We start from the raw sequence: 19,093 nt of genomic DNA, 5'->3' as shown, positions 1-19,093 counted from the left end.
CTTTGCCCGAACTGAGGAATAAACATGAATTACAAGGCCGTTGCCGCGCTGGCGTTTACCAGCATGTTCAGCATCAGCACCTTGTTAAGCCCGGCGCATGCCGAAGAACAAGAGAAAGCGCTGAACTTTGGCATTATTTCGACCGAATCACAGCAAAACCTGAAGCCACAGTGGGAACCGTTCCTGAAGGACATGGAAAAATCGCTGGGCGTGAAAGTAAACGCCTTCTTCGCCCCGGACTACGCCGGGATCATCCAGGGAATGCGCTTTAACAAAGTTGATATCGCCTGGTACGGCAATCTCTCGGCAATGGAAGCGGTGGATCGCGCTAACGGACAAGTGTTTGCCCAGACCGTCGCCGCCGACGGATCCCCGGGTTACTGGAGCGTGTTGATCGTTAACAAAGACAGTCCGATCAACAATCTGAACGATCTGATCGCCAAACGTAAGGATCTGACCTTCGGCAACGGCGATCCTAACTCCACTTCAGGCTACCTCGTCCCCGGTTACTACGTCTTCGCGAAAAATAACATCTCCGCCAGCGACTTCAAACGCACCGTCAATGCCGGACATGAAACCAACGCCCTGGCCGTCGCCAACAAACAGGTCGATGTCGCCACTAACAACACCGAAAACCTCGACAAGCTGAAAACTTCCGCGCCGGACAAGCTGAAAGAGCTGAAGGTTATCTGGAAGTCACCGCTGATCCCGGGCGATCCGATCGTCTGGCGTAAAAACCTTTCCGAAACCACCAAGGACAAGGTGTACGACTTCTTTATGAATTACGGCAAAACGCCGGAACAGAAAACCGTACTGGAACGCCTGGGATGGGCACCGTTCCGCGCCTCCAGCGACTTACAACTGGTGCCGATTCGCCAACTGGCGCTGTTTAAAGAGATGCAGGGCGTGAAGGATAACAAAGGGCTGAACGAGGAAGAGAAAACCAGCAAAACCTCGGCGCTGAAAGCGCAGCTCGACGACCTTGACCGTCTGACCGCCGCACTGGGTGCCATGACCAGCGTCAGCAAAGCGGTGCAGTGATTTGTAGACCGGATTGTAGGCCGGATAAGCGAAGCGCCATCCGGCAAAGGCGTGAATGCCGGATGGCGACGCAAAAGCGTCTTATCCGGCCTACAACGCAAACACACGTGCCAACGGAGCTAAACATGCAAACCATCACCGTCGCCCCGCCCAAACGTAGCTGGTTCTCGTTGCTGAGCTGGGCCATTCTTCTCGCCGTACTGGTGGTCTCGTGGAAAGGTGCCGAAATGGCTCCGCTCACGCTGATCCAGGATTCCGGCAATATGGCGACCTTCGCCGCCGACTTCTTCCCGCCGGACTTCAGCCAGTGGCAGGACTATCTCGGTGAAATGGCCGTTACCCTGCAAATTGCCGTCTGGGGTACTGCCCTCGCCGTGGTGCTGTCGATTCCCTTCGGCCTGATGTGCGCCGATAACCTCGTGCCGTGGTGGATTTACCAGCCGATGCGTCGCCTGATGGATGCCTGTCGCGCCATCAATGAAATGGTCTTCGCCATGCTGTTCGTGGTCGCCGTCGGTTTAGGTCCATTCGCCGGGGTGATGGCGCTGTTTATCCACACCACCGGGGTGCTTTCCAAGCTGCTTTCCGAAGCGGTAGAAGCCATTGAGCCAGGTCCGGTAGAAGGCATTCGCGCCACCGGGGCCAATAAAATTGAAGAAATTCTGTATGGCGTTCTGCCACAGGTCATGCCGCTGCTTATTTCCTATTCGCTGTATCGCTTTGAATCCAACGTTCGCTCGGCCACGGTAGTCGGGATGGTGGGCGCAGGCGGTATTGGCGTGACCTTATGGGAAGCGATTCGCGGTTTTCAGTTCCAGCAAACCTGCGCCCTGATGGTGTTAATCATCGTCACCGTCAGCCTGTTGGATTTCCTTTCCCAGCGTTTGCGTAAGCACTTTATCTGATTAGCGAGGCATTGATTGCTATGCACTTGTCTACACATCCGACCAGTTATCCAACGCGTTATCAGGAAATTGCCGCGAGACTTGAGCAGGAGCTTCGTCAACATTATCGCTGCGGTGACTATCTGCCCGCCGAACATCAGCTTGCCGCGCGCTACGAGGTAAACCGCCACACCCTGCGCCGCGCCATTGACCAGTTGGTTGAGCGCGGTTGGGTACAACGTCGCCAGGGCGTCGGCGTGCTGGTGCTGATGCGCCCATTCGATTACCCGCTGAATGCCCAGGCGCGCTTTAGTCAGAACCTGCTGGACCAGGGCAGCCACCCCACCAGCGAAAAACTGCTGGCGGTGCTGCGCCCGGCCTCCAGCCACATTGCCGACGCGCTCAGCATTAACGAGGGCGATAACGTGATTCACCTGCGCACCCTGCGCCGGGTTAACGGGATCGCGCTGTGCCAGATCGACCACTATTTTTCCGACCTCACGCTGTGGCCGCTGCTGCAGGGCTTTAACAGCGGTTCGCTGCACGACTACCTGCGCGAACAGTCCGGCCTGACGCTGCTGCGTACGCAAACGCGCATCAGCGCCCGCCGCGCGCAGGCCAAAGAGAGCAAGGTGCTGGAAATCCCCAATATGGCGCCGCTGCTGTGCGTGCGCACCCTGAACCACCGTGAAGGCGAAGAACACGCGGCGGAATACTCCGTCAGCCTGACCCGCGCCGACATGATCGAATTCACTATGGAGCACTGAATGCATTTCGATACCGCCACCCGCCAGCGCTGGATGCGCGCGCTGGCTTACAGCAATGCCGATGCCCTGAACGCCCGCATCACCGCGCTCAAACTGACGCCGGACTATGAACTTATTCGCGCACCGGAAAGCGGACTGATGCAGATCCAGGCCCGTATGGGTGGTACCGGCAACCGCTTCTTTGCCGGTGACACCACGCTTACCCGCGCAGTTGTCCGCCTGAAAAGCGGCACGCTGGGTTACAGCTACCTGCTGGGACGCAACAAACAACATGCCGAGCAGTGCGCGGTGATTGACGCGCTGCTGCAGGAACAAACGCATTTCCAGAACTTAATGGAAACCTTAATTGCCCCGCTGGAAGCGGAACGCGATGCGCTGATTCGCGCACGCCGTGCCGAAGTCAACGCCAGTCGGGTCGACTTCTTCACGCTGGTACGCGGAGATAACGCATGACCTTACAAACCGCTTTTAATTTACCCGTTCAGGATGCTCAGCAGAGCTTTCGTCGCCTGCTGAAGGCCATGAGCGAACCGGGCGTAATCGTCGCCCTGCATCAACTGAAACACGGCTGGCAGCCACTGGGCGTGGCAACCACCAGCGTGCTGCTGACCCTGGTCGACGGCGACACGCCGGTCTGGCTGGCGCCGTCGATGGATAACGATATCGCCCGGCAGAACCTACGTTTTCATACCAACGCGCCGCTGGTGGATCAGCCGCAGCTGGCGGCCTTTGCCGTCGCCGATGAACACATCAGCAGTGAACAGCTTAACGTCCTCTCCGCCGGTTCCGCCGTCGCGCCAGAGACCAGCGCCACGCTCATTGTGCAGGTCGCAGGCTTAAGCGGCGGACGTATGCTGCGTCTGACCGGCGCGGGCATCGCCGAAGAGCGCATGATCGCGCCACAGTTGCCGGAATGCCTGATTCACGAACTCACCGAACGCCCGCATCCGTTCCCGCTGGGGGTTGATTTGATCCTCACCTGCGGCGAACGCCTGCTGGCTATTCCGCGAACCACCCATGTGGAGGTGTGCTGATGTACGTCGCCGTCAAAGGGGGCGAAAAGGCGATAGCCAACGCCCACGCCCTGCAGGAAAACCGACGCCGGGGCGATGAGACCATTGCTGAACTGAGCGTAGCGCAAATCGAACAGCAGATGAATCTGGCCGTCGACCGGGTGATGACCGAAGGCGGCATCGCCGATCGCGAACTGGCGGCGCTGGCGCTGAAGCAGGCCAGCGGCGATAACGTCGAAGCCATCTTTTTGCTCCGCGCCTACCGCACTACGCTGGCAAAGGTGGCGGTCAGCGAGCCGCTTAACAGTGCAGAAATGCGCCTTGAGCGCCGAATCTCGGCGGTCTACAAGGATATTCCCGGCGGACAGCTGTTGGGACCGACCTATGACTACACCCATCGCCTGCTGGATTTTACTCTGCTGGCTAATGGCGAAACGCCGCCTCTGCGCAGCGCAGACGGCGCACAGGATGCCTCCCCGCACGTCTTTTCCCTGCTGGCCAACCAGGGACTGGCAAAGCGTGAAGAGGATGATGGCGCCACGCCCGACGACGTCACCCGCACACCACCAGTTTACCCCTGTTCACGTGCTTCACGCCTGCAACAGCTGATGCGCGGCGACGAAGGCTATCTTCTGGCGTTGGCCTACTCCACCCAGCGCGGCTACGGGCGCAATCACCCGTTTGCCGCCGAAATCCGTAGCGGCTATGTGGCACTGGAAACAGTCCCGGAAGAGCTGGGATTTGCGGTGAACGTCGGCGAACTGCTGATGACCGAATGTGAAATGGTCAACGGGTTTGTCGCACCAGAAAACGAATCTCCCCATTTTACCCGCGGCTACGGGCTGGTGTTCGGCATGAGCGAACGTAAAGCAATGGCGATGGCGTTGGTGGACCGCGCTCTACAGGCAGCCGAATACGATGAAACGGTCACGGGACCGGCGCAGGACGAAGAGTTCGTGCTGGCGCATGCGGATAACGTCGAGGCGGCGGGTTTTGTTTCGCACCTCAAACTTCCCCATTACGTCGATTTCCAGGCTGAGCTGGAACTGCTCAAACGCCTGCAACAGGAGGCCCCTCGTGACCACTAACCTCTCCGGCTACAACTTTGCGTATCTTGATGAGCAGACCAAGCGCATGATCCGCCGCGCCATTCTGAAAGCGGTGGCCATCCCCGGTTACCAGGTGCCGTTTGGCGGACGTGAAATGCCGATGCCTTACGGTTGGGGAACCGGCGGCATCCAGCTCACCGCCAGCGTGATTGGCGAGCCGGACGTATTGAAGGTGATTGACCAGGGCGCGGATGACACCACCAACGCCGTGTCGATTCGCAATTTCTTCAAACGCGTAACCGGGGTGAATACCACCGAGCGTACGGAAGACGCGACCTTGATCCAGACCCGCCACCGCATCCCGGAAACGCCGCTGGTGGAAGATCAAATCATTATCTTCCAGGTACCGATCCCTGAGCCGCTGCGCTTTATCGAACCGCGCGAAACGGAAACCCGCACCATGCACGCGCTGGAAGAGTACGGCATCATGCAGGTGAAACTGTATGAAGATATCGCCCGCTTCGGCCATATCGCCACCACTTACGCCTATCCGGTGAAAGTTAATGACCGCTACGTCATGGACCCGTCGCCCATCCCAAAATTCGACAATCCGAAGATGGACATGATGCCGGCCCTGCAACTGTTTGGCGCAGGCCGCGAAAAGCGCATCTATGCCGTTCCACCTTACACCCGCGTGGAAAGTCTCGATTTCGACGATCACCCGTTTACCGTGCAGAGCTGGGATGAGCCTTGCGCCATTTGTGGCTCAACCCACAGCTATCTCGATGAAGTGGTGCTCGATGACACCGGCAAACGCATGTTTGTCTGCTCCGACACCGACTACTGCCGCCAACAGAGCGAGGCCCTCAGCCAATGACGCAACCGCTGCTTTCAGTCAACAACCTGACCCATCTCTACGCGCCGGGCAAGGGCTTCAGCGATGTCTCTTTTGACCTGTGGCCTGGCGAAGTGCTGGGTATCGTCGGCGAGTCCGGTTCCGGCAAAACCACGTTGCTGAAATCAATCTCATCACGGCTGACGCCGCAGAACGGTGAGATTTTGTATCAGAACCGTTCGCTGTACGGCATGAACGAGGCCGACCGCCGCCGTCTGCTGCGCACCGAGTGGGGCGTGGTGCACCAGCATCCGCTGGATGGCCTGCGCCGTCAGGTCTCCGCAGGCGGCAATATCGGCGAACGTCTGATGGCCACCGGCGCGCGCCACTACGGCGACATCCGCGCCACCGCGCAGCGTTGGCTGGAGGAGGTAGAGATCCCTGCCTCGCGTATCGACGATCTGCCCACCACCTTTTCCGGCGGCATGCAGCAGCGCCTGCAGATCGCCCGTAACCTCGTCACCCACCCAAAACTTGTGTTTATGGACGAACCCACCGGCGGGCTGGACGTTTCCGTACAGGCCAAACTGCTGGACCTGCTGCGCGGCCTGGTGGTGGAACTGGATCTGGCGGTAGTGATTGTCACCCACGATCTGGGCGTGGCGCGCCTGCTGGCCGACCGTTTGCTGGTGATGAAGCAGGGTCAGGTGGTGGAAAGTGGGTTAACCGACCGCGTGCTCGACGACCCGCATCATCCGTATACCCAGTTGCTGGTGTCGTCGGTTTTGCAGAACTGATTTTTTGTTGTGCCCGATGGCGGCTGCGCCTTATCCGGCCTACGGAGCGGCATCGCTTGTGCCGGATGGCGGCATTGGTTGTAGGCCTGATAAGCGAAGCGCCATCAGGCAATCAAACGAAAAAACGCTTAAAGAGGCTAAAAATGAACGCGATCCGCGTTGAAAATGTCAGTAAAACCTTTGTCCTGCATCAGCAAAACGGCGTGCGTCTGCCGGTGCTGCAAAACGCCACGCTGGACGTTAAAAACAGCGAATGCGTGGTGCTGCACGGTCACTCGGGCAGCGGCAAATCCACGTTGCTGCGTTCGCTGTACGCCAACTATCTGCCTGATGAAGGCCACATCCACATCCGCCACAACGATGAATGGGTCGATCTGGTGCAGGCTCCGGCGCGTAAAGTGCTGGAAGTTCGTCGTTCAACCATCGGCTGGGTGAGCCAGTTCCTGCGCGTGATCCCGAGGATTTCCGCGCTGGATGTGGTGATGCAGCCGTTGCTGGATCTCGGCGAATCCCGTGAAGAGTGTGCAGCCAAAGCGGCTAACCTGCTTACCCGTCTGAACGTGCCGGAGCGGCTGTGGCACCTGGCGCCTTCGACCTTTTCCGGTGGTGAACAGCAGCGCGTCAACATCGCCCGCGGGTTTATCGTTGATTACCCAATTCTGCTACTCGATGAGCCTACCGCCTCGCTGGACGCCAAAAATAGCGCCGCCGTCGTCGCATTAATTGAAGAAGCGAAAGCCCGCGGCGCAGCAATTGTCGGCATTTTTCACGATCAAACCGTGCGCGACCGTGTAGCGGATCGTCTGCATCTGATGGGAACAACAGCATGATTATCAATAATGTAAAGCTGGTACTGGAAGATGAAGTGGTGCAAGGATCGCTGGAAATTGAAGGCGGAACGATCCGCGCCTTTGCCGAAAGTCAAAGCCAGCTGCCGCAGGCGCTGGACGGCGAAGGCGGCTGGCTGCTGCCAGGGCTTATCGAACTGCATACTGACAATCTCGACAAGTTTTTCACCCCGCGACCGAAGGTAGACTGGCCTGCCCACTCGGCGATGAGCAGCCACGATGCCCTAATGGTGGCCAGCGGCATTACCACCGTGCTGGACGCGGTGGCGATTGGCGATGTGCGCGACGGCGGCGACCGTCTGGAAAATCTGGAGAAGATGATCAATGCGGTGGAAGAGACGCAAAAGCGCGGGGTCAATCGCGCCGAACACCGCCTGCATTTACGCTGCGAGCTGCCGCACCACACCACTCTGCCGCTTTTTGAAAAACTGGTCGGTCGTGAGCCGGTGACGCTGGTATCGCTGATGGATCACTCGCCAGGCCAGCGTCAGTTCGCCAATCGCGAGAAGTACCGCGAGTATTATCAGGGCAAGTATTCACTCACCGACGAGCAGATGGCCCGCTATGAAGAAGAACAATTAGCCCTGGCTGCGCGTTGGTCACAGCCCAATCGCACGGCGATTGCCCAGATGTGCCGTGAGCGCCAGATTGCGCTGGCGAGCCATGACGATGCCACCAGCGAACATGTGCTGGAATCGCACCAGCTTGGCAGCGTGATCGCCGAATTTCCTACTACCTTCGCGGCGGCTGAAGCCTCGCGCCAGCATGGAATGAACGTACTGATGGGCGCACCCAACATCGTGCGCGGCGGCTCTCACTCCGGTAACGTGGCGGCCCATAAGCTGGCTGAGCTGGGTCTGCTGGATATTCTCTCCTCCGACTACTACCCCGCCAGCCTGCTCGATGCGGCATTTCGCGTGGCGGACGATAGCGCCAACGGCTTTACGCTCCCGCAGGCGATTCGCCTGGTGACCCGCAATCCGGCGCGGGCATTAAATCTCGACGATCGTGGCGTTGTTGCCGAAGGCAAACGCGCGGATCTGGTGCTGGCGCACCGCAAAGGCGGCAACATCCATATCGACCACGTCTGGCGTCAGGGAAAAAGGGTATTCTGACTATGGGTAAACTGATCTGGCTGATGGGGCCCTCCGGCTCCGGTAAGGACAGTCTGCTGGCAGAACTGCGCCAGCAGGAACCGACGCAACTGCTGGTGGCGCACCGTTACATCACCCGCGCCTCCAACGCTGGGAATGAAAACCATATCGCGCTGAGTGAACATGAATTTTTTATCCGCGCCGGGCAGAATCTGCTGGCGCTGAGCTGGCACGCGAACGGCTTCTACTACGGCGTCGGCGTAGAGATAGACCTCTGGCTGCACGCCGGCTTTGATGTGGTGGTCAACGGCTCGCGCGCACATCTGCCCCAGGCGCAGGCCCGTTATGGCGCTTCTTTGCTTCCCATTTGCTTACAGGTTTCTCCGGCAATTCTCCGCCAGCGCCTGCAGGCGCGTGGGCGGGAGAGCGAAACGGAAATCGCTGCCCGCCTTGAACGCGCGGCGCGCTACGCACCGTATGACTGCCACGTCCTGAATAACGATGGTAGTTTGCTACAGTCTGTCGATACACTGCTCGCACTGATGGGACGCAAGGAGAAGAAACATGTCTGTCTGTGAATTACGCCGCGCCACGCTCTACGATACCGATGCGGTTTACGCGCTGATCTGCGAGTTGAAGCAGGGTCAGTTTGACCTGCAGGCTTTTAGCGCTGGTTACGCCGCAAATCTGCAAGATCCCAATATGCACTACCAGTTGGCGTTAATCGACGGACAGGTCGTCGGCTTGATCGGTCTGCACCTACAGTTTCATCTGCACCACGCTAACTGGATTGGCGAAATCCAGGAACTGGTGGTGATGCCGCAGGCGCGAGGGTTAAGGGTCGGCAGCCAGTTACTGGCCTGGGCCGAAGCCGCCGCGCGCGAAGCGGGCGCAGAAGTCACCGAGCTTTCCACCAGCACCCAACGCCTTGACGCGCATCGTTTTTACCAGCGCGAAGGTTATACCATGAGCCATTTTCGCTTCACCAAACCGGTGTAGGGGGAGCCATGAGTCTGACCATTACGCTGACGGGAACGGGCGGCGCGCAGTTGGTGCCGACATTTGGCTGCGATTGTGCGGCCTGCCAACGAGCACGCTTACAGGTGCAATACCGTCGACGCCCTTGTAGCGGGGTGGTCAAGTTCAACAATGCGGTGACATTGCTGGACGCGGGGATCCCACATCTGATGGACGACTGGCCAGCGGGCAGCTTCCAGCAGTTTCTGCTGACCCACTATCATATGGATCACGTGCAAGGGCTATTTCCGCTGCGCTGGGGCGTGGGGGCAACTATCCCGGTGTACGGACCGCCGGATGATCAGGGTTGCGACGACCTGTTTAAGCATCCCGGCATCCTCGATTTTAGGCATACCGTTGCGCCATTTGTGGTGTTTGACCTGCAAGGATTGCAGGTCACGCCGCTGCCGCTCAATCATTCAAAGTTGACGTTTGGCTATCTGCTGGAGTCCGCGCACAGCCGCGTGGCGTGGCTCTCCGATACCGCCGGACTTCCCGACAAGACGCTGAAGTTTCTCCACAATAACCAGCCTCAGGTGATTATCATCGACTGCAGCCACGCCCCGCGCGCCGAACCGCCGCGCAATCACAGCGATGTAAATACCGTTATCGCCTTAAACGAAGTTATCCGCTGCCCACGGGTGATCCTGACGCATATCAGCCATCAGTTTGACCTGTGGATGATGGGAAATCCGCTACCAGTAGGGTTTGAAGCCGGATATGACGGAATGGAGATTGTGCTGGAGTAAGGAAATTAGCCGGATGCGATGAAAACATCTTATCCGGCCTACAAGCTGACAGTCAGGCGACTTTTTTAGACTCGCCATTTCGCTGAGCGATAAAATCTTTAACCGAAACAATGCGGTTCAGTTCTTCTTGCGCCCGCATGTCATTTTCAACTTCCCACAGGTCAACCGCCGACTGTAAGTTACGCCAGAAATCAACGGAGGTATCGAACGCTTTGGCCAAACGAAACGCCATATCCGTTGTTAATTTGCGATTATTGTTGACCAGTGCGCTCACCGTATTGCGATGAACATGCAGTATTTCAGCCAGATCGTTAATTTTCAGCTCGAGCGGCTCCAGGTATTCATATTGCAGGATATCACCCACAGTAGTTGGTTTTCTGGTTGCCTGTTTCATATCTTTACCTTAGATTTTCTCTAGTTCTAGTAGATGTGTGGATCTAAGTACACATCTTCGGCCTTACCGTTAATCCATTTGAATATTAATCGGTACTGCTTGTTTACTCTAATTGAAGAATATTCCTGCAACTTTCCGGTTAACTCTTCATATCTGTTACCGGGTGGCGAGCGCAAATCCCGATGCGAAACAGCCGCATTAATAATATCCAGCTTTCTGGCTAATGCAGTATGAATATCCGCAGGTATTTTTCTGTGCGATGTCGCCCGCTCAAAAAAATCTTCAAGCCATGTATCCCGAAAACTTCTGATGTTTAATGATTTAGACATTCCATTGCCAGCTCCTCTTCCATAAGCATAGAGAGATTGTAACGCACACACGCACTGTGCTCAAGTGCATTTCTTGACATAAAATGGCGAAATATTTAGCTGACAGGTGAATCCCTGCCTGGGAGACAAAATACTCATATATTTAAAGCGTTATAGCTAACGATCGTAATCTTCTTCCATTCTGCGTTCTTCGTCTTCTAACTGACGCCGTTCTTGATCGAGCTGGCGCTGGCGGTCATCCAGTTGACGGCGTCGGTCTTCAAACTGGCGGCGGCGGTCATCATATTGTCTGCGACGATCGTCACTCATCTGACGCTGCCAGCTTTCATCACGAGAGTCGTCATAATCCCGCCCGTTGTCCGGTTTGTATGCGTCGTTAATCGCCTGCTGAATATTGCCGATGGCATCATCGATAATATCCGCCTGCGCCGAAACGGTGGTCATCATCAGCAGAGTGAAAAGTAAGAATGTCGTGGAGCGTTGCATAAAACCAGCCTCATCGAGAAACTCGCCCCACGGTAATCAAAGCGAATTTGCGCGGGTAGCGGAGGAATCTCAATTACGCGAATGCCGCAGCGCCTGCGCCAGTTCTCCTCGGGTAAAAGGTTTACGCAGTAATGCCACATCCGGCAGCGCCGGGTTATGCGCCGGACGTAAATCCTGACCGCTAATCAGCAGGATGTTCAGTTGCGGATAATGTGCCAGCGCATGATTAACCACATCCACGCCGCTTAATCCCCCCGGCAACATTAAATCGCTGATAAAAATATCAATCTCGGATGAAGCCGCCAGCATATGCATCGCCTGTTCGCCGTTGGCGGCCTCTAACGTCAGGTAGCCCAGCAGATGTAACTGCTCACATAATGTCTGGCGCACATCGGCTTCATCCTCAAGCACCAGTACCAGTTTTTCACCGCTGTTCGCCGCATGTACCGCCACCGGTTCTGCCTGAGCCTGCACCGGCACAACGGCGCGAGGAAGCTGCAATCTGACCGTCGTTCCCTGTCCGGGCGCGCTTTCAACCTCCACCCGGCCACCGGACTGGCGCACAAAACCGTAGACCATCGATAGCCCCAGCCCGCTGCCGCTACCGGTCTGTTTAGTGGTGAAAAACGGTTCGAAGACCTGAGCTTTCACCTCCTGCGACATCCCGCTTCCCTGGTCGGCAACCTCCAGCATCACCATATCCTGCTTACGCCCATCGCTGCGCGTGACCCGCTGATTCCAGGTACGGATTTTAATCGTGCCCGCCTGCCCGTCCATGGCGTCACGGGCGTTCATCACCAGATTGATAATGGCGTTTTCCAGTTGGCTGACGTCAATCCATGCGGGCCAGGCGGGAGACTGGGCTTCAATCTCCAGCGTCAACGTGGCCGGAAGAGAGTGGCGCATCAGTTCGCCCAGGTTTTCCAGCAGCGTTTTCAGCTCCACCGCATGAGGGTGCAACGACTGTTTGCGCGAAAAGGCCAGCAGCCGCTGGGTAAGCAGCGCCCCGCGCTCGGCGGCTTTAAGCGCCCGATTGACCCGCGGCGCATCGGGCGAGTCTGGGTTCACCAGATCCAGGCTGCCAATAATCACCGCCAGCAGGTTATTGAAATCATGCGCTAATCCGCCCGTCAGTTGCCCCACCGCCTTCAGCTTTTGGCTATGCAATAGCGCTTCCTCCAGCCCCTGGCGCTCGGTGCGGTCGATTTCCATCTGGCTGGTTTTTTCTTTTAGCAATCGGGTGGTGTGCTCCAGCGACGCTGTATTACGGGCAAAGACGCTAAAGGCGCGGGCCAGCTCACCCAGCTCATCGCGACGCTGCAGGGCCGGTACGCTGACGTCCGATTCACCGTGCGCCAGCCGGGTCATCGCCCGTGAAATGGCCGTCAGGTTGGAACCGAGGTTACGGTAGATATACCACCCGGCAAAACCGGTGATCACCACCGCCAGCAGCGCAAACGCCAAAATAAACAACGCGCCAGATTGCAATTCCTGATGGCTTTGCGCCACCCGCTGTTCGGAGATCAGCGCCACCTGCGAGGCATACTGGTTGATATCGCTGTTGAGGATCGCCACCAGCGCTTTGATATGAAACATATACCAGTTGATCGCCAAATCGCTTTGTTCCAGCGCGGAAGAGAGTGGCTCCAGCTTATGCAGTTCCTGGTTGAAGTCGTTGAGGATGTGGCTAATCAGCGGATTATTGGCTTGCAAAGGCAGCGCAGGCATCACGCCATTCAGTTGTTTCACCACCGAACGCGGCGTGGGTGTTTCAATGGCGGCGATAATTAATCGGTCTATTTGTCCCAGCAGCACGTCATCCTGCGCGCCGGTGAGCTTTTGCAGATGACGTAAATAACTTTGATTCTGATACAGTGAACTGAGCAACGCGTTACGTTCCAGGTGTCGCAGTTGCCCGCGCTGCAGCATACCTTCCACGCTGCTTTGTAGCTCCTGACTACGCTGGATAATACGCTCAACCAGCACCGGCTCCTGCTGAGCCAGCGGCGCATTAGCCAACTGTTCCAGCGAATCCTTCAGCGCCCGTTGCGTCTCCTGCAGCCGCTCCGCTTCACCTTTGTATTCCAGCGCGCCAACCACCTGCGACAGCCGCACCGCCGCCGTCGCCACGTTCGCCGTATCCCGCGCCAGGTTCATGCTGCTGGTCATGTCATCAACGGTTTGCTGCTGCACCTGCTCCTGGATCTGACTGGCGTGCTGAAACCCCAGCACCGCCACGCCGCTCACCATCAGCGTAACCGCGACGACCAGCAGATTGAAGAACAGCAATCGTCCGCGCGCACTGGCGAAAAAGTGACGTCCCGGTTGCGGCATATCACGCTCCGTGAAGAAAAATCGCAATATGACAAATATGAACGGCTTCTGACATTTTGCATTTACATTCCTGTGATGGACTGCTGATATCGGCCACCCCACAGGAGATCCGCCATGAGCAGGACACCGGTTCTGGAGATGCGCAACATTGCCAAAGCGTTTGGCAAATTTTACGCGCTAAAAGGGGTCGATTTAACGGTCTGGCCGGGTGAGATTCATGCCCTGATGGGTGAGAATGGCGCGGGGAAAAGCACCCTGATGAAGATCCTCGCGGGTGCCTATACTGCCACCAGTGGTGAGATCCTGATTGACGGTCAGCCGTTCCACATTCGTGGGCCAAAAGATGCGCTCAGCGCGGGCATCACGCTGATTTACCAGGAGATGCAGCTCGCGCCCAACCTGACGGTAGCGGAAAATATCTTTCTTGGCAGCGAGCTGTCGCGCGGCGGTCTGGTCCAGCGTAAAGAGATGGTGATGCAGTCGCAGAAAGTCATCGACCGACTCGGTGCCCAGTTTAAGGCCAGCGACCGTGTGATGACATTGACTATCGCCGAACAGCAGCAGGTGGAAATTGCCCGCGCCCTGCACCGTAACAGCCGCATTCTGGTGATGGATGAACCCACCGCCGCCCTCTCCTCACGTGAAACCCACCGCCTGTTTGAGCTGATCATGCGTCTGCGCGATGAAGGGATGGCGATTATTTACATCAGCCATCGCATGGCGGAAGTGTATGAACTCTCGGATCGCGTCAGCGTCCTGCGCGACGGGCAATATGTTGGCAGCCTGACCCGCGACAAGCTCAACGCCGCGGAGCTGGTGCGCATGATGGTGGGCCGTCCGCTAAGCGATCTGTTCAACAAAGAACGCGATATTCCCTTAGGGAAAGCGCGCCTCAACGTCCACCACCTGACCGACGGCCATAAAGTCCAGCCGTGCAGCTTGCTGGTGCGCTCCGGGGAGATCGTCGGCCTGGCCGGACTAGTCGGCGCCGGACGTTCTGAACTGGCTCAGTTGATTTTTGGCGTGCGTAAAGCCATCGGCGGCATGATTGAAGTAGACGGTGAGCCGGTGGTGATCCACTCCCCGCGTGAGGCGATTGACCACGGCATTGGCTTTCTGACGGAAAACCGCAAAGAGCAGGGACTGTTTTTAGAGCTGGCAGCGGCAGAAAACATCACCATGGCGACGCTGGAGCGTGATGCCAACTGGGGCATGCTCGATCGCAAAAAGGCGCAGGCTATTTCCGATGACGCCATCAAATTGCTCAACATCCGCGTGCCGCACGCGCAGGTACGCGCAGGCGGGCTGTCCGGCGGTAATCAGCAAAAACTGCTGATTTCGCGCTGGGTCGCGATCGGCCCACGTATTTTGATCCTCGATGAACCCACGCGCGGCGTGGATGTTGGCGCCAAAAGCGAGATCTACCGGATCATGAACGATATGGCGCGCAAAGGGGTGGCGATCCTGATGATCTCCAGCGAACTGCCGGAAGTCGTTGGCATGAGCGATCGCGTGTACGTCATGCGCGAAGGCAGCATTGCCGGCGAGCTGAACGGGCAAAGTATTACCCAGGAAAATATTATGACGCTGGCTACCGGCGTGAACGACTCCCACCATCAGGCGGTGCCCCATGAATAATCCAACCCCTCCCCAGCAGGTGGCGAAATCCGCCTCCGCGAAAAGAATGCTGATGAGCGATCTGATGCAAACGGTCGGCATCTTACCGATTCTCATCCTGATTGTGGCGGTATTTGGCTTTATCGCGCCCAACTTTTTTACCGAAAGCAACCTGCTGAATATTACCCGCCAGGCGTCGATCAACATCGTGCTGGCGGCTGGCATGACCTTCATTATTTTGACCGGCGGGATCGACCTCTCGGTTGGCTCGATTCTCGGCACCACCGCCGTCGCAGCCATGGTCGTTTCTCTTATTCCTGAGCTTGCCATGCTTTCGATTCCGGCGGCGCTGATGCTCGGCCTGGTGCTGGGGTTGTTTAACGGCGCGCTGGTCGCTTTTGCCGGACTACCGCCGTTTATCGTCACGCTTGGAACGTATACGGCGTTACGCGGCGCGGCCTACCTGCTGGCCGATGGTACGACGGTGATTAACTCCAACATCAGCTTTGAGTGGATTGGTAACAACTATCTCGGGCCGATCCCATGGCTGGTGGTGATTGCGCTGGCGGTGGTGGTGGTGTGCTGGTTCATTCTGCGCCGTACCACGCTCGGCGTTCATATCTACGCGGTCGGCGGCAACATGCAGGCCGCACGCTTAACCGGGATCAAAGTGTGGCTGGTGCTGCTGTTCGTCTACGGCATGAGCGGTTTGCTTTCAGGTCTTGGCGGGGTGATGAGCGCCTCGCGGCTGTACAGCGCCAACGGCAACTTAGGCATGGGTTACGAACTGGACGCCATCGCGGCGGTGATCCTTGGCGGCACCAGTTTTGTTGGCGGGATCGGCACCATTACCGGCACGCTGGTGGGGGCGTTGATCATTGCCACGCTCAATAACGGCATGACGCTGATGGGCGTCTCCTATTTCTGGCAACTGGTGATCAAAGGGGCGGTGATCATCATAGCGGTGCTGATCGACAAATACCGTACCCGACACCATCAAAGTGCATAGACAAACTTGCCGGATGGCGGCGCAATCGCCTTATCCGGCCTATAACAACAATACCCTACGTGAGGAAACGAGTATGCGTTTGAAGCCATTAGTGACCGCGCTCTGTGCTGGCGCACTGCTTGCTGCAGCTCCGTTTGTGCAGGCAAAAGAACTGAAATCGATCGGCGTTACGGTGGGCGATCTGGCCAACCCGTTCTTCGTGCAAATAACCAAAGGCGCGGAGCTGGAAGCACGCAAACTGGCGGGGGATAGCGTTAAAGTGACGCTGGTGTCCAGCGGCTACGATCTGGGGCAACAGGTGTCGCAAATCGACAACTTTATTGCCGCCAAAGTCGACATGATTATCCTTAACGCCGCCGACTCTAAGGGCATCGGCCCGGCGGTAAAACGCGCGAAAGACGCCGGGATTGTGGTGGTGGCTGTTGACGTGGCGGCGGAAGGCGCAGACGCGACCATTACCTCCGATAACACCCAGGCAGGTGAAATGGCCTGTAAATACATTACCGACCGCCTGAAAGGCAAAGGCAACGTCGTTATCATCAACGGGCCGCCGGTTTCCGCCGTCCAGAACCGCGTGGAAGGCTGCCAAACCGAGTTCAAACGCCACCCGGACATCAAGGTGCTGTCGCATAACCAAAACGCCAAAGGCAGTCGCGAAGGCGGGCTGGAGATCATGACCGCGTTGCTGGCGGCGAATCCGAAGATCGACGGCGTATTCGCCATTAACGATCCGACTGCGATCGGTGCCGATCTGGCGGCAAAACAGGCGCAGCGTAGCGAATTCTTTATTGTCGGCGTAGATGGATCCCCAGACGGTGAAGAAGCGCTGAAGCGCGAAAACTCACTATTTGTGGCGACTCCGGCACAAGATCCGCAGGTGATGGCTGCTAAAGCGGTCGAAATCGGCTATGACATATTGCAGGGGAAACCCGCCCCGAAAGAACCCGTGCTGATCCCGGTGACGATGATCGATAAAAACAACGTCGGCAGTTATAAGGGTTGGACAGTGAAATAAATCCTGAACCGACTAAGGCTCCTGCCACAAAAAGAGTCAAAGAAGTAAGAGCGCCCGTCAGGGCGCTTACCTCATAAAAACTGAGAGTAATAAATATCCATTTTCTCCTCTATATTATGACTCAGTATAAAAGAAAAAATCATAACCGCCGTGTAAATAACCAGAATACCAATAACCAAAGGTGCAAACGTATACCAGGGGTGACTTTGGAACAGTTCCAGTGGTACGAGACTTACAAATCCCATACACCATAAAATAATTGCGCACAATTTTATGACCCTCCAATAATCATGGAAATCCAGCTTTTCAAGTGCCGGACAAGATCCTGGATATTTAGCCGCTATTATGCCGGATTGAATAGCATTTGCGGATGTACTGGCGAATAACTGATGTCCTTGCCCATATTTTGCAGCATCCGCAGCCAATGCCAATACAACCCAGCGCTGAACCTCTGTGCTTTGCCCAGTGACGGCCTCCAGTTCATATCGGCTATCGGCCAAAATGCTCGTTTTTGCGTTTTCTATCCCACTAAATAATACGAACTTTGACTGCTTATCCAGTGAGTTGAACCATAGTTTTTTAATTTTACTCACATCAACTTGCTGTGCAGAAAGATATGTACTTACGATTTCATCAAGATAGTAAGGGGTACTGTCCATCATGCGCAATAAATATAAAGGTGTGTCTTTATCTTTAAGCAGTTGTGTATTGGTAAAAATAAAAGCATTAGCACTTTCAAAAAAGTCAAAATTATTTTCATCATGCAGTTCAACTGCAATAACCAGGTTATTTTCAGAAATATTTAAATCAACCCAGTCATTAATTAAGAAATAATCAGGGCACTCGTGAAGGATATTAATTTTTCCGACTTTATCGTTGGGGACGCTCAGGCTTGCCAGCACCGCCTTGAAACTACTGCCGATAGTGTCATCCGCTCCCTTAACGTACAGCCAGGTATTAAAAGGCCGATAATCCCTGACAAGAGAATATTTGAGGGGCTCTATCAATTGCCTTAGCACTTTATCAACTCTGGTGTCATCCATTGAGTCAACTTCAATATCAATGCGTAACGGCGTTGCAGAACCTGCTGGCGCTTCCCCCTCTAGTTTCTGAATTTTTAATGCCAGTTCAGGTACCGGCAGAATGGATGAATAGTCTAAAAGCGGCAATGCCCGTATTGCCCACTTTTTCCACTGATTCATACCATACTGCTCAAGATAACCCGCATAGTAACATGGAAAAGATATAACACCGTAAGTGATTACCATCACACACCAGATTGCCAACACTATTAGCGATGGGATACCTATTGCATTCCATATCAGATCATCAGGAACTTTCTTGTCCTGCAACCAGTTGAATATATTGTATGTTATAAAAAACAGAAAGATAGCACAGCTAATGATCAGCATAATATTCAGCGGGAATTTTTCTGGTTCTTCATAGGGATTCTTGTTTGGTATCTTCCATTTCCTCATTTGCTTGTCCCCGCTGTTGGCAGTGTGGTTTTAATTGCACAACCACATGCGGCCCTACAACCATCCACAACGACGCCTTTGCCATCCATTGTCCAGGTTGGCTCAAAATCAAGTATTGGGAAGGTACCTTTGTGCAGAATACAAACCACAGTATCCCCCATTAAGGCGACAGCAATTCCCATAAACTTGCTACCAGAAGCTTTATTAACATATCCGCCATTTTCCAGCGGATCGTTTAGCCTGATTACACCTTTCATATTATTTCCCCGCATCCATATCGCAGTGCATCCGGGTCCAGCCCTTATAGCCCACCACTTCCGGTTCTTTGTCCGGCAGG

The 19,093-nt window shown here is 55.9% G+C and carries 22 protein-coding genes and 1 pseudogene; 16 read left to right on the top strand and 7 right to left on the bottom strand.

Annotated features, from left to right (window positions below):
• Positions 1–24: 24 nt before the first annotated feature.
• From phnD to phnP, 13 genes are all read left to right on the top strand, one after another.
• Positions 25–1,041 carry a phosphonate ABC transporter substrate-binding protein gene (gene phnD / locus OGW16_RS00725; protein WP_080625840.1) on the top strand — a complete coding sequence of 339 codons (1,017 nt, stop codon included), beginning with the start codon at positions 25–27 and terminating at the stop codon, positions 1,039–1,041.
• A gap of 125 nt (positions 1,042–1,166) precedes the next feature.
• On the top strand, positions 1,167–1,946 hold the full coding sequence (gene phnE / locus OGW16_RS00720) for a phosphonate ABC transporter, permease protein PhnE (RefSeq protein WP_016155398.1): 780 nt from the start codon (positions 1,167–1,169) through the stop codon (positions 1,944–1,946).
• 20 nt (positions 1,947–1,966) lie between these two features.
• Positions 1,967–2,692 (top strand): phosphonate metabolism transcriptional regulator PhnF, encoded by a 726-nt coding sequence (phnF, locus tag OGW16_RS00715; RefSeq protein WP_043018123.1) that lies wholly within the window; start codon positions 1,967–1,969, stop codon positions 2,690–2,692.
• Complete coding sequence (gene phnG / locus OGW16_RS00710) at positions 2,693–3,145, top strand: phosphonate C-P lyase system protein PhnG (RefSeq protein WP_043018122.1); 453 nt, start codon at positions 2,693–2,695, stop codon at positions 3,143–3,145.
• Complete coding sequence (gene phnH / locus OGW16_RS00705; RefSeq protein ID WP_043018121.1) at positions 3,142–3,726, top strand: phosphonate C-P lyase system protein PhnH; 585 nt, start codon at positions 3,142–3,144, stop codon at positions 3,724–3,726. Before phnG ends, phnH begins: the two co-directional genes overlap by 4 nt.
• Complete coding sequence (locus OGW16_RS00700; RefSeq protein ID WP_047406909.1) at positions 3,726–4,793, top strand: carbon-phosphorus lyase complex subunit; 1,068 nt, start codon at positions 3,726–3,728, stop codon at positions 4,791–4,793. Before phnH ends, OGW16_RS00700 begins: the two co-directional genes overlap by 1 nt.
• 46 nt (positions 4,794–4,839) lie before the next feature.
• On the top strand, positions 4,840–5,631 hold the full coding sequence (gene phnJ, locus OGW16_RS00695) for an alpha-D-ribose 1-methylphosphonate 5-phosphate C-P-lyase PhnJ (RefSeq protein WP_230586357.1): 792 nt from the start codon (positions 4,840–4,842) through the stop codon (positions 5,629–5,631).
• A complete protein-coding gene (gene phnK, locus OGW16_RS00690; RefSeq protein WP_003826710.1) occupies positions 5,628–6,386 on the top strand; it encodes a phosphonate C-P lyase system protein PhnK in 759 nt (252 codons plus the stop codon). The genes phnJ and phnK overlap by 4 nt, the downstream gene beginning before the upstream one ends.
• A 143-nt stretch (positions 6,387–6,529) precedes the next feature.
• Entirely contained in the window at positions 6,530–7,216 is a 687-nt protein-coding gene (gene phnL / locus OGW16_RS00685) for a phosphonate C-P lyase system protein PhnL (protein ID WP_080626348.1), read from the top strand.
• Positions 7,213–8,349 carry an alpha-D-ribose 1-methylphosphonate 5-triphosphate diphosphatase gene (phnM, locus tag OGW16_RS00680; RefSeq protein WP_047406916.1) on the top strand — a complete coding sequence of 379 codons (1,137 nt, stop codon included), beginning with the start codon at positions 7,213–7,215 and terminating at the stop codon, positions 8,347–8,349. Before phnL ends, phnM begins: the two co-directional genes overlap by 4 nt.
• A gap of 2 nt (positions 8,350–8,351) precedes the next feature.
• Positions 8,352–8,906, top strand: a complete 555-nt coding sequence (phnN, locus tag OGW16_RS00675) for a ribose 1,5-bisphosphokinase (protein ID WP_043018118.1) — start codon at positions 8,352–8,354, stop codon at positions 8,904–8,906.
• Positions 8,893–9,327 (top strand): aminoalkylphosphonate N-acetyltransferase, encoded by a 435-nt coding sequence (gene phnO, locus OGW16_RS00670; RefSeq protein WP_043018117.1) that lies wholly within the window; start codon positions 8,893–8,895, stop codon positions 9,325–9,327. The genes phnN and phnO overlap by 14 nt, the downstream gene beginning before the upstream one ends.
• Before the next feature lie 8 nt (positions 9,328–9,335).
• Positions 9,336–10,094, top strand: a complete 759-nt coding sequence (gene phnP, locus OGW16_RS00665) for a phosphonate metabolism protein PhnP (RefSeq protein WP_286517553.1) — start codon at positions 9,336–9,338, stop codon at positions 10,092–10,094.
• 52 nt (positions 10,095–10,146) lie between these two features.
• On the opposite strand, the gene OGW16_RS00660 is transcribed toward phnP, so the two are convergent.
• The 4 genes from OGW16_RS00660 to OGW16_RS00645 all read right to left on the bottom strand — a co-directional run bounded on the left by OGW16_RS00660 (position 10,147) and on the right by OGW16_RS00645 (position 13,637).
• A complete protein-coding gene (locus OGW16_RS00660; protein WP_043018115.1) occupies positions 10,147–10,488 on the bottom strand; it encodes a HigA family addiction module antitoxin in 342 nt (113 codons plus the stop codon).
• A gap of 26 nt (positions 10,489–10,514) precedes the next feature.
• The gene (locus OGW16_RS00655; RefSeq protein WP_075145335.1) at positions 10,515–10,817 is read right to left on the bottom strand and encodes a type II toxin-antitoxin system RelE/ParE family toxin; all 303 of its coding nucleotides are present in this window, start codon (positions 10,815–10,817) and stop codon (positions 10,515–10,517) included.
• 156 nt (positions 10,818–10,973) lie between these two features.
• Positions 10,974–11,303 carry a DDRRRQL repeat protein YjdP gene (gene yjdP / locus OGW16_RS00650; RefSeq protein ID WP_172862577.1) on the bottom strand — a complete coding sequence of 110 codons (330 nt, stop codon included), beginning with the start codon at positions 11,301–11,303 and terminating at the stop codon, positions 10,974–10,976.
• Positions 11,304–11,372: 69 nt separating this feature from the next.
• Positions 11,373–13,637: a hybrid sensor histidine kinase/response regulator gene (locus OGW16_RS00645; protein WP_172862576.1), complete on the bottom strand. Its 2,265-nt coding sequence runs from the start codon at positions 13,635–13,637 to the stop codon at positions 11,373–11,375.
• A 114-nt stretch (positions 13,638–13,751) separates the two neighbouring features.
• Between OGW16_RS00645 and OGW16_RS00640 the strand changes: the two genes are divergently transcribed.
• The 3 genes from OGW16_RS00640 (at position 13,752) to OGW16_RS00630 (ending at position 17,278) form a co-directional block, all read left to right on the top strand.
• The gene (locus tag OGW16_RS00640; RefSeq protein WP_075145337.1) at positions 13,752–15,275 is read left to right on the top strand and encodes a sugar ABC transporter ATP-binding protein; all 1,524 of its coding nucleotides are present in this window, start codon (positions 13,752–13,754) and stop codon (positions 15,273–15,275) included.
• Positions 15,268–16,263, top strand: a complete 996-nt coding sequence (locus OGW16_RS00635; protein ID WP_047406945.1) for an ABC transporter permease subunit — start codon at positions 15,268–15,270, stop codon at positions 16,261–16,263. The genes OGW16_RS00640 and OGW16_RS00635 overlap by 8 nt, the downstream gene beginning before the upstream one ends.
• Before the next feature lie 73 nt (positions 16,264–16,336).
• Positions 16,337–17,278 (top strand): ABC transporter substrate-binding protein, encoded by a 942-nt coding sequence (locus OGW16_RS00630; protein ID WP_003826688.1) that lies wholly within the window; start codon positions 16,337–16,339, stop codon positions 17,276–17,278.
• A 71-nt stretch (positions 17,279–17,349) separates the two neighbouring features.
• On the opposite strand, the gene OGW16_RS00625 is transcribed toward OGW16_RS00630, so the two are convergent.
• From OGW16_RS00625 to OGW16_RS26425, 3 genes and pseudogenes are all read right to left on the bottom strand, one after another.
• Positions 17,350–18,756, bottom strand: a complete 1,407-nt coding sequence (locus OGW16_RS00625) for a KPHS_23130 family T6SS system protein (protein ID WP_172862575.1) — start codon at positions 18,754–18,756, stop codon at positions 17,350–17,352.
• Complete coding sequence (locus tag OGW16_RS00620; protein WP_043018109.1) at positions 18,753–19,013, bottom strand: PAAR domain-containing protein; 261 nt, start codon at positions 19,011–19,013, stop codon at positions 18,753–18,755. Before OGW16_RS00620 ends, OGW16_RS00625 begins: the two co-directional genes overlap by 4 nt.
• Position 19,014: 1 nt before the next feature.
• Positions 19,015–19,093 (bottom strand): annotated as a pseudogene (locus OGW16_RS26425) (T6SS immunity protein Tli3 family protein); the annotation flags it as partial.

The organism is Citrobacter sp. Ce104, from assembly GCF_030334595.1.
Taxonomy (GTDB): domain Bacteria; phylum Pseudomonadota; class Gammaproteobacteria; order Enterobacterales; family Enterobacteriaceae; genus Citrobacter; species Citrobacter europaeus.
This window is presented reverse-complemented; position numbering and strand designations above follow the sequence as displayed.

Bases quoted from the DNA above. Each gene is read 5' to 3' on its own strand.
- OGW16_RS00655 (WP_075145335.1), bottom strand. From the start codon at position 10,817: ATGTCTAAATCATTAAACATCAGAAGTTTTCGGGATACATGGCTTGAA.
- phnD (WP_080625840.1), top strand. From the start codon at position 25: ATGAATTACAAGGCCGTTGCCGCGCTGGCGTTTACCAGCATGTTCAGC.
- OGW16_RS00630 (WP_003826688.1), top strand. From the start codon at position 16,337: ATGCGTTTGAAGCCATTAGTGACCGCGCTCTGTGCTGGCGCACTGCTT.
- phnF (WP_043018123.1), top strand. From the start codon at position 1,967: ATGCACTTGTCTACACATCCGACCAGTTATCCAACGCGTTATCAGGAA.
- OGW16_RS00660 (WP_043018115.1), bottom strand. From the start codon at position 10,488: ATGAAACAGGCAACCAGAAAACCAACTACTGTGGGTGATATCCTGCAA.
- OGW16_RS00635 (WP_047406945.1), top strand. From the start codon at position 15,268: ATGAATAATCCAACCCCTCCCCAGCAGGTGGCGAAATCCGCCTCCGCG.
- phnH (WP_043018121.1), top strand. From the start codon at position 3,142: ATGACCTTACAAACCGCTTTTAATTTACCCGTTCAGGATGCTCAGCAG.
- phnJ (WP_230586357.1), top strand. From the start codon at position 4,840: ATGATCCGCCGCGCCATTCTGAAAGCGGTGGCCATCCCCGGTTACCAG.
- phnN (WP_043018118.1), top strand. From the start codon at position 8,352: ATGGGTAAACTGATCTGGCTGATGGGGCCCTCCGGCTCCGGTAAGGAC.
- phnP (WP_286517553.1), top strand. From the start codon at position 9,336: ATGAGTCTGACCATTACGCTGACGGGAACGGGCGGCGCGCAGTTGGTG.
- OGW16_RS00700 (WP_047406909.1), top strand. From the start codon at position 3,726: ATGTACGTCGCCGTCAAAGGGGGCGAAAAGGCGATAGCCAACGCCCAC.
- yjdP (WP_172862577.1), bottom strand. From the start codon at position 11,303: ATGCAACGCTCCACGACATTCTTACTTTTCACTCTGCTGATGATGACC.
- phnL (WP_080626348.1), top strand. From the start codon at position 6,530: ATGAACGCGATCCGCGTTGAAAATGTCAGTAAAACCTTTGTCCTGCAT.
- phnE (WP_016155398.1), top strand. From the start codon at position 1,167: ATGCAAACCATCACCGTCGCCCCGCCCAAACGTAGCTGGTTCTCGTTG.
- phnM (WP_047406916.1), top strand. From the start codon at position 7,213: ATGATTATCAATAATGTAAAGCTGGTACTGGAAGATGAAGTGGTGCAA.
- OGW16_RS00620 (WP_043018109.1), bottom strand. From the start codon at position 19,013: ATGAAAGGTGTAATCAGGCTAAACGATCCGCTGGAAAATGGCGGATAT.
- phnG (WP_043018122.1), top strand. From the start codon at position 2,693: ATGCATTTCGATACCGCCACCCGCCAGCGCTGGATGCGCGCGCTGGCT.
- OGW16_RS00645 (WP_172862576.1), bottom strand. From the start codon at position 13,637: ATGCCGCAACCGGGACGTCACTTTTTCGCCAGTGCGCGCGGACGATTG.
- OGW16_RS00625 (WP_172862575.1), bottom strand. From the start codon at position 18,756: ATGAGGAAATGGAAGATACCAAACAAGAATCCCTATGAAGAACCAGAA.
- phnK (WP_003826710.1), top strand. From the start codon at position 5,628: ATGACGCAACCGCTGCTTTCAGTCAACAACCTGACCCATCTCTACGCG.
- OGW16_RS00640 (WP_075145337.1), top strand. From the start codon at position 13,752: ATGAGCAGGACACCGGTTCTGGAGATGCGCAACATTGCCAAAGCGTTT.
- phnO (WP_043018117.1), top strand. From the start codon at position 8,893: ATGTCTGTCTGTGAATTACGCCGCGCCACGCTCTACGATACCGATGCG.